The 8988-nt window shown below is 47.5% G+C and carries 6 protein-coding genes; 1 reads left to right on the forward strand and 5 read right to left on the reverse strand.

Annotated features, from left to right (window positions below; translation table 11 throughout):
- Positions 1 to 60 precede the first annotated feature (60 nt).
- The 4 genes from QUB04_RS29385 to QUB04_RS29400 all read right to left on the reverse strand — a co-directional run bounded on the left by QUB04_RS29385 (position 61) and on the right by QUB04_RS29400 (position 6589).
- Positions 61 to 1977, reverse strand: a complete 1917-nt coding sequence (locus QUB04_RS29385; protein WP_333289975.1) for a HEAT repeat domain-containing protein — start codon at positions 1975 to 1977, stop codon at positions 61 to 63.
- Positions 1978 to 2436: 459 nt separating this feature from the next.
- Positions 2437 to 3609 (reverse strand): family 10 glycosylhydrolase, encoded by a 1173-nt coding sequence (locus QUB04_RS29390; protein ID WP_333289977.1) that lies wholly within the window; start codon positions 3607 to 3609, stop codon positions 2437 to 2439.
- Between the two features lie 203 nt (positions 3610 to 3812).
- Positions 3813 to 5075: a methionine adenosyltransferase gene (gene metK / locus QUB04_RS29395; RefSeq protein WP_333289979.1), complete on the reverse strand. Its 1263-nt coding sequence runs from the start codon at positions 5073 to 5075 to the stop codon at positions 3813 to 3815.
- 323 nt (positions 5076 to 5398) lie between these two features.
- Positions 5399 to 6589: a transposase gene (locus QUB04_RS29400; RefSeq protein ID WP_333289981.1), complete on the reverse strand. Its 1191-nt coding sequence runs from the start codon at positions 6587 to 6589 to the stop codon at positions 5399 to 5401.
- A 143-nt stretch (positions 6590 to 6732) separates the two neighbouring features.
- Here QUB04_RS29400 and QUB04_RS29405 point away from each other — a divergent pair, with 143 nt between their 5' ends.
- Positions 6733 to 8457: an AAA-like domain-containing protein gene (locus QUB04_RS29405; protein WP_333289983.1), complete on the forward strand. Its 1725-nt coding sequence runs from the start codon at positions 6733 to 6735 to the stop codon at positions 8455 to 8457.
- 92 nt (positions 8458 to 8549) lie between these two features.
- Here the strand turns inward: QUB04_RS29405 and QUB04_RS29410 are convergent, their stop codons facing one another.
- Complete coding sequence (locus QUB04_RS29410; RefSeq protein ID WP_333289985.1) at positions 8550 to 8918, reverse strand: rhodanese-like domain-containing protein; 369 nt, start codon at positions 8916 to 8918, stop codon at positions 8550 to 8552.
- Between the last annotated feature and the right edge of the window lie 70 nt (positions 8919 to 8988).

The following is an 8988-nucleotide window of genomic DNA, read 5'->3' on the forward strand; positions in this document are numbered from 1 at the left end:
GAAGTCTCGTTAGTTGAGTATAACTGTAGGTCTTGCGAAAAGAAACCCGGTTTCCGCCAGTCAACTGTTGGCAATTGCGAGTTCTGGAGTTACGGTAGTCAATTCGATCGCCATTGCTAGCTTACCGTCTCTACCCAAAGCTTCATCTGCCAAGTGTACCATCCAGCGATTCGGCTTGGCTTGGGGTCTGGCAGCGAGTACCAAGGCCCAAGCTTCCCGTTCTTTGCCACGACCCAACAGCGCAGCACACACAGTCAAAGCTGTGGCCGTTGAACGGCTGATCCCACTTTGGCAGCAGATGAGCAAACTGCCTCCCTGCGACGACATTTTGAGGGCGAAGTCAATAATTTTCATTATATCCTCAAGGGTAGGCAAGATTTGATCGGGGTCGTCAACGGGGGTGTCGAGGTCGTTAAACTCCAGGCACATTCGGTTCGGGATTTGATGAAAAGTTTTGGGTTCGGGCACACCCGGACTGCCGATCGAGATCAGGTATTTGAGCTCGCGCCCCGCAGCACGATCAACAATGTATTCACTGGCTTCTACTTGCGAAGCAATCAGGATTTTCGGCAGTTTTTCACCCGATAAATCTGGGGAAACAGAGGGATCAAAATCAACTGTTTCTGCCTCAGTCCTGACATCCGCCAAGTATTGGGCAGCCAGCGCACGAACGTCAGCAAATTCGCGATTTAAAGCTGTTTCCAGAGCCAAAATAGCAGCCGTTGAGCCAATTTGACCGAGGGATTTAACAGCCTTTTGGCGCACTCCAGAAGTTTCGTCCCCCAGCAGCCGCACCAAACCGGCCACAGCTTCCTCTGTCCCAATTTCCCCCAAAGCAGCAGCAACTCTCCACCGCACATAAGATTCGCTGTCGCCAATTGCGCTCGCCAGTCCCGCGACCACCATTTTTGGCAATTTCGCATCTCCCTCTGTATTGATGTTCCCGAGGGCAACCGCTGCTCTGCCGCGCACGAAAATGTCTCGATCCGAGAGCGACCCGATTACGGCCACCATAGCCACCTCGCTGCTGATTTCTCCCAAGGCAGAAACTGCACTGCCCCGCACGTCTGAGTCGTCATGGTTGAGGGCTTCCACCAACCCCGCCACAGCCGTTTCCGTGCCGATTTGTCCCAAGGCCTCGGCGGCCCTCAAAGAAACTGCATAGGAGTCGGGATCATCGTGAAGCAATTCTACTAAGCCGGGTACTGCCTCAGAATCGCCGATTTTCCCCAAAGCCGCCGCCGCCCTAGCGCGGACGATGTGATTTTCGTCTCTGAGGGCATTCAGCAGCCCGGGAACTACCTCAGAGACGCCGATTTTCCCGCAGTTGACGGCAGCCCGCCAGCGCACCTCGGAGTCTTGGTGTTTGAGGGCTTTCAGCAGCGCGGGAACGGCTGTTTTCGGGTTAATTTTGCCCAATGCCCAAACAGCCCAGGCGCGCACCTTGGAATCTGGGTGTTTGACGGCTTTGAGCAGTGCTACGGCGGCTGGTTTCGAGTCAATTTCTCCTAAAGCCCAAGCGGCCCAAGCTTGGATTTGGGAATCTTTGGATTCGAGCGATCGGGCTAATTCAATTACTGCTGCTTCGGAGCCGATTTTCCCGATCGCCCGAATCCCATCAAGGCGCACTGCACTTTCTTTGTGGTTCAATGCGGCCACCAGCATCGGAATTGCCATATCGGAACTTGTGAGGGCCAGCAGTTGAATTTTGAGCAGTGGCGAAGTGGGGATTTTGTCGATTAATTTTATGGTGGCTATTTGAAATTCTGGCTTTACCGTTCCTGCTAGCTTCGAGCCGAGTTTTAAATTTACTTTTAGAGCTAATTTTACTGCCCGCAAAGCCAGACTTTGCTGTTCTACTTGCGGCAATATAGTTGCCAGGGTTCGCATCCCTTGTTTTTGTTTCAAATATTTTTGATGGAATTGAGCATCGCTGAGCTGGGGTAGCTGTTGGATGAGGCTTGCTGCTGAGGTCACTGATTTATCCTAATATTTTGGCGAGCGGTTGAGATTGCTCTTTTAAACTGTCTTTAAAAAATATGGCGTCTACAAAACGCTACTTCTAAAAAAAAGCTTGCACCCACTTCTAAAATATGTCTTATTCCACTATTTTTGCAACTCCCCAATTATTAATTATGGGGTTTGTTTGGGCGATCTGCTTGACAATTAGTAGCGCTTGCTGCTTGGCATCGCTGGGTTTTTAACTGACCTAGCTCTGCTATATCATTTTATACTCACATCTTGCACCCTTGTCAGCAACAGGCAAGATGCCTGTTCCACAAGAAAATTCACCCTTTGTGGAACAGGCATCTTGCCTGTTAATCAAAGCTTATTGAGAATGGTACCACATCTCATTTTATAGCAACTTGGTTTTAAATAGCGATCGGCGCGGTTGAACCCAGCCAACCGCCAACTCCTTGATTCCGGGACAATCTCTCAACGAGCATAGGGCCCTTTTTTTAAAACCTTAGCCAAAGCGTTATCGTTATCTCGCAAACCTTCGTAAAAAAACATCACTTCTCCTTGAATCCCGCAAGAGCGGTTGTAAGCAATTACTTGCAACAACAGTTCGGGAGTTATGCTATATTTACTGCCTCGATTCGTCAACAAAATACCGGGCGACACGCACTTTACTTGCGGCCCGCTAAGCTGTCCCGAAATCATTTTATCGACCAATTGTTTGTAAGCATTAAAATCGCGACGATAAAACTGGGGGTGAAGCATATCCACCAAATTTTTGTCAACCCAAGCTTTAGAATCTTGCAAATATTCCACCAGGCCCCAGTCATAAGGACTCGGCGACATCGATAGCAACAAATCAGGATTAATAGCTTTCACTTCTCGGTGTAAACGAGCCACAAACTCAGTAATAATATTAGCACGCCACTGCACCCAATGTTGCTCTTTACAATCCGACGGTGCTGCTTTACCGCACTCTTCTCGATAGCGTTTAACCGTTTTTTCGTCGTAACCGCCTTCTACCGGAAACGCAATGCGATCGTCTCCTTGAACGCCGTTTACCGGATAATTCTTAGCAACTTCCAGCATCAACCCCAGCACAAAGTCTTGCACTTCCAGGTCAAGAGAATTCATCCATTCAAAGTTATTTTTTTTAAGTAAATTGCCGCTGGCATCACGGGCAATCCACTCAGGTTTTTTCGCCAGCAAATGACCGCCCTTGCGATTGTAAGAACTCACAAATCCGTATTCAAACCAAGGAATCACTTTTAAACCAACTCTCTTGGCCTCAACAATTAATTCTGCCAAGGGGTCGCGACCGCGATACCGCACGTCAATTTCCGCCCCAAATTGTTGCCACATAATTTGAGAAGGATAAGCCGTAAAACCCCCGTTCCAAACTACAGGAAAAACGGTATTAAATCCCGTATCGGCGAGAAAGTCCATTGCCTCAGCAATTCGCTGTTTTGAGGTGAGAACTTTGCAGTCAGTGCTGGGTATCCAAACGCCGCGAATCCCACCAGGATTGTCAGCCGGTAACGAACTTGGCAGCCCTGGTGGATTTGGTGCAAAAAATCCAGTCGCCAACCGCTGTTGGAACGAAGAGACCAAACTGCGAATTGCAGATTGGAAAGGTGTGAAAAATCGCATTTATTTATTCTTTTTTTTTGTAAGGTGCGGAGTACGCACGCTACGTTATTAATTTGTAGCACCCGATATTATTTATGGATAAGGTGCGCCGAAGAACACCCGATATTATTTATGAATAAGGTGCGGAGTACGCACCCTACATTCATTGGTAGCACCCAATATTATTTATGGATAAGGGGCGCCGTACACGCCCCAAAATTCTACTATCCAGCTACTCCAGACAACTTCTGGCTCAAAGCTTCTTTCAAAAGTTCCGCCTTATCAGTTGCCTCCCAAGGTAAATCTAAATCAGTGCGTCCGAAGTGACCGTAAGCCGCCACATCTTGATAGAAACGGCCGCCTCTTTCAGCAGGCAAATTCTGCAAGTTAAATGCCTGAATGATTCCCGCAGGACGCAGTTCAAAATGCTGCTTCACAACTTCTAAAAGGCGATCGTCATCAACTTTTCCAGTGCCAAAAGTTTCGATCATCATGCTAACAGGCCGCGCAACGCCGATCGCATAACTCAACTGCACTTCGCACTTTTGGGCCAAACCAGCCGCTACGATATTTTTAGCAACGTAGCGACAAGCATAAGCCGCGCTGCGGTCTACCTTGGTGGGGTCTTTCCCAGAAAAAGCGCCGCCGCCGTGGCGGGAATAGCCACCGTAGGTATCCACAATAATTTTGCGGCCCGTCAAACCCGAATCTCCTTGAGGCCCGCCGACCACAAATTTGCCGGTGGGGTTGACAAGGAAGCGAGTTTCTGCATCCGGCTTCACGCTAATATCGGCAAACACAGGTTGGACGATAGCAGTCCAAAGGTCTTCTTTGATCTTGGCTTGAACTGCGGCCGTTTCTGTGATGTCGCCGATCGTTTCGGTATGCTGGGTAGAAATTAAAATCGTATCTATGCCAACAGGTTTGCCGTCCTCGTAAATCACCGTAACTTGGCTTTTGCCGTCGGGACGCAGGTAAGATAACTGACCGGTTTTGCGGACTGCGGCCAGTTGACGGCAAATTCGGTGCGCTAAACTGATCGGCAGAGGCATCAATTCCGGCGTTTCGTTGCAAGCAAAGCCGAACATCAAGCCTTGGTCGCCTGCTCCAATGGCGTCTAATTCCTCTTCACTCGATTGTTCCCGGCTTTCGTGGGCTGTGTTCACCCCTTGAGCAATATCGGGAGACTGAGAATCAAGAGCCACCAACACTGAGCAACTATTTGCCGAAAAGCCGTTGTCAGCGTGGATGTAGCCAATATCGGCTATTTTTTTCCGGGCTAATTCTATGTAATTTACCTGAGCTTTAGTGGTAATTTCGCCCGTCAGCAGCATTAAGCCGGTGTTGACGACAACTTCGGCTGCGACGCGGCTTTTGGGGTCTTCAGTCAGTAAGGCATCTAAAATCGTATCTGAAATTTGATCGCAGATTTTATCGGGATGGCCTTCAGTGACCGATTCAGAGGTAAACAGGTAGCGACGTGACAATGATTATATCTCCTTAGATAGGGGCTCTTCCTGCGCGACCTCGACGACCGACGAGTTATTTTTCCGGTAAAGGCCAAGAATGATCGCGTCTGGGCTACCGTCGAATTTTTGTCGGTCTGCAGAGCCGTGTTGAAGCAGGGTTTGAGATTGGGTAAAGTGACACTACTATAGCAAAGTGAGTTCCGGGAAGTCCCTAAAAACTTAGATTTTGTAGGATTGTCGATCGATCTTGGACATTGCTCGTCTACCCCCTAACCTGACAAAGGTAAGATACATTGACAACCCCTCGACCCGAAGGCACGAGGATTCTTGGTTCATTGGGACTACTCATGTAGCTTGCCCTCCCCAAAATTCACTGCGATTTGCCCAACCGCTGTATATCCACGCTGCAACACCACCTGCGCGGCTGCAACATCTCGATTCGTTTCATAGCCGCACGTTTGACATCTATGCACCCGTTCGGATAGTTCTTTTTTGCCTGTATGAGTTTGACATAAGGGACAAGTTTGACTTGTTCCGTTGGGGTCTACTTTTGCAAAGTATGCACCTCGCTTAAAGCAAACATGACCCAAGATATTCAGGAACTGACCAAACCCTGCATCAAGCGTGTGTTTGCTCAGCATTCCGGCTGACATTGCTTTGAGGTTCAAGTCCTCAGCAAATACTGTTTGGGCTGCGTCGCATAAATGATGTGCGGTCTTAAAATGAAAGTATGAGCGACTGTTCGAGATGTATTCGTGGTGCTTCGCTATTTGGTGATGAATTTGACGAAACTTTCTAGAGCCTTTTTTCTTGCGCTTGAGTTGACGTTGCAGCAATTTCAGCTTGCGTTGTCCATCCACAAAGAATCGAGGTCTATCAATCAATTCACCATCAGAAGTTGCCAAAAAATGTTTTAACCCTAAATCAATCCCTAATCCATGTCCTGAAGGTGAGGCTTGAGGTACTGCGACATCACATTCCAAAGTGAGCATGGCCGAGGAGCCAGAAGCCCTCTTAACAACGCGAATTTGCTTGACATCAAACCCTTGAGGGATTGCACGCGACAGGTGTATTTTAACTAACCCAATCTTGGGTAGGTTGACCCAATCGGCCCCATCAAACCGTTTAACGGATTCTAGATTCAATTGAGGAAACACTACGGAGCGCATCCGTTTTTTGAATCTAGGGAAACCGTGTCCTCGTTCCCACATCGCCACAAACGCTGCCTCTAGTTGGCGCAACGCCTGCTGCAAGACATGGGTGTGAGGCAGTTTCAACTCAGGAATTAACTTCTTTGCGATTGCCAATGATTTGCATTGGCGCGCAAAGGTTGGACGCGGTGCATCAGCACGGATAATGTATTCCTGCTTCATGCTGCACGAGTTGATATCACACTTACGAGAATTAACCCAATCTTTTCGTTCTCGCAATGCAAAGTTGTAGACCTTGCGGCAAGTATTGAGCCACTGGTCGAAAGTTTGGCGTTGCGCGTCGGTAGGAATGAGCTTGTACTCGTAGGTGAGATTTAACATACAATCATTTTAGAGCCAACCTGAATAAATGCCGTGCTGTTTATTCAAAAACCTCTCGGAGAAATTCCGAACCGAAAGTCCCCCTAGAAGGGGGAGGCTTGTATCCCATTTTTTTGGTCAGGGTATCGCCTTGTGCAAGGACTATGGCAGGACTCCAAAAATCACCAAACTTGATCCAAACAGTTGCCGACCTAGATTTTCCCGGCGGCCCCATACCGCTTGACTCTCGATTTTATATTGATCGTTCAGGGGCCGAAGCCCTGGCCTGTGCAGAAATTAGCAAACCCGGAGGCCTCGTTCGCATTAAAGCTCCAAAAAAAATGGGCAAAAGTTCGCTGATGCTGCGGATAATTCACGCGGCAGTCGATCGTGGATACCGCACAGTAACTGTAGACTTTAAGCAAGCCGACGCAGCGGTTTTTGCTAGTTTAGATAAATTTTTGCGCTGGTTTTGTGCCAATGTCGCTCGGCAACTCAAACTCGAACCAAATATTGATGAATTCTGGGATGAAGATATGGGCAGCAAGGTAAGCTGCACTATTTACTTTGAGAACTATTTGCTCGAACTAATTGACAGTCCCATTGTCTTGGTTGTCAACGAAATAAATCGAGTATTTGAACGCACAAACATTGCTCAAGATTTTCTTTCGCTGATCCGTTTTTGGTATGAACAAGCTCGCGCTAGCAAAACTTGGCAAAAACTCCGCATCGTTGTCATTCATTCGACAGAAATTTATATTGCTTTAAATCTTAATCAATCTCCCTTTAATGTAGGAATGCCGATTAAACTATCAGAATTTACTGCTGAACAAGTTCAAGATTTGGCGTGCAGACACGGACTGAAATGGAGCGATAGCGCTCCGATAGAGCAATTAATGAACATGGTAGGCGGGCATCCTTATTTAGTGCATTTAGCCCTGTATCACCTGGCAATTTTGCAACAAAATCGCCTATCCGTCGATCGGGATGAGCCTAGGGAGGAACTGGGGCGAGCCGAGTTGGCAGAACTTTTAACAGCAGCTCCTACTCACAGCGGAATTTATAGCGACTACTTGCAAAATCAGTCGATCGCCATTCAACAGCAGCCAGAACTAGCCTCCGCATTCCAACAAGTTGTCGATGCTAAAAATAGCATTTACCTCGAACCTGTGATGGCTTATCAGTTAGACAGCATGGGACTTATCAAATTAGAGGGAAATAACTGTAGTTTGTCTTGCGAATTATATCGCCTGTATTTTCAAGGGGAAAATTTGTGCGAGGACAAGTTGTCGGTGGTTGGTTTTGAGGAGTTGCAGCAGGAAAATCAAAGGCTGCAAGCTTTGGTGAATGTGGACGAACTTACTCAAATTGGTAACAGACGGCATTTTGATAGTTGCTTGCGAGCGGAATGGAAACACATGGCTCGTGAGGGGTCTCCGATATCTTTAATTTTGTGCGACCTCGATTATTTCAAAATATATAATGATACCTACGGACATCAAGCAGGAGATGAGTGTTTGCGATCGGTAGCTCAGACAATTCGCCGATCGCTCCAGCGTCCTGCTGATGTAGCCACTCGCTACGGGGGCGAGGAATTTGCTGTGATTTTACCTGAAACTGATGCGTCGGCGGCTGTGGTTGTTGCCGAACAAATTAGAGCGAAAGTGAAAGCTTTGAATATTGTGTTTAACCCGGAGACTGTTGACTGTCTACCTAATTCTGTGGTAACGATTAGTTTGGGAATTGCCAGCGTTGTTCCGGGGCCGGAAAATGATGCAGCAACGCTGGTACTGGCGGCTGATGAGGCTCTTTATGACTCGAAAAGGCACGGGCGCGATCGGCTCACTATGAGTACGCTTTTAAATTTTCGATTTGCTGCTGTTAATTAGCTAGTTCCGGGGGAATATAATTCGTTTCTACACATACAAAGTCCGCCCGCGCGGACTCTGAAGAAAACGATAGTTAAGAACTGGATTTGATGTTAATAGCGGGGGACGGTTCGATCGACCACCATTGAGTAAGCATCGATACCACCAACGATATTTTTAACGTTAGTAAATCCTTGAGTGGCTAACCAGTGGCACATTTGAGCCGATCGCACTCCGTGATGGCACAGAACTAGGGTTTCTGTGTCGCGATCGAGTCTAGCGTCAATTTCACCAGACCATTCGGCAAACTCGCTCAACGGAAAAGCTACAAATCCCGGCAGCGCCGCGAGTTCAATTTCGTGAGGTTCCCGCACATCTACAAGCTGCAATTTCTCAGCATTGGTTTCTGCTAATTGGCGAGCTAATTCTTCGACTGTAATTTGAGCAAAAATTTCTGACATTTGATTAGGAAAAGTAGTCATTAGTCATTAGTCATTAGTCATTAGTCATTAGTCATTAGTCATTAGTCATTAGTCATTAGTCATTAGTCAT

Origin of the sequence: Microcoleus sp. D2_18a_B4 (assembly GCF_036702475.1) — a bacterium.
GTDB lineage: Bacteria > Cyanobacteriota > Cyanobacteriia > Cyanobacteriales > Microcoleaceae > Microcoleus.

Coding starts and splice junctions, on each gene's coding strand:
- QUB04_RS29410 (WP_333289985.1), bottom strand. CDS start 8,918: ATGACTACTTTTCCTAATCAAATGTCAGAAATTTTTGCTCAAATTACA.
- QUB04_RS29400 (WP_333289981.1), bottom strand. CDS start 6,589: ATGTTAAATCTCACCTACGAGTACAAGCTCATTCCTACCGACGCGCAA.
- QUB04_RS29405 (WP_333289983.1), top strand. CDS start 6,733: ATGGCAGGACTCCAAAAATCACCAAACTTGATCCAAACAGTTGCCGAC.
- QUB04_RS29390 (WP_333289977.1), bottom strand. CDS start 3,609: ATGCGATTTTTCACACCTTTCCAATCTGCAATTCGCAGTTTGGTCTCT.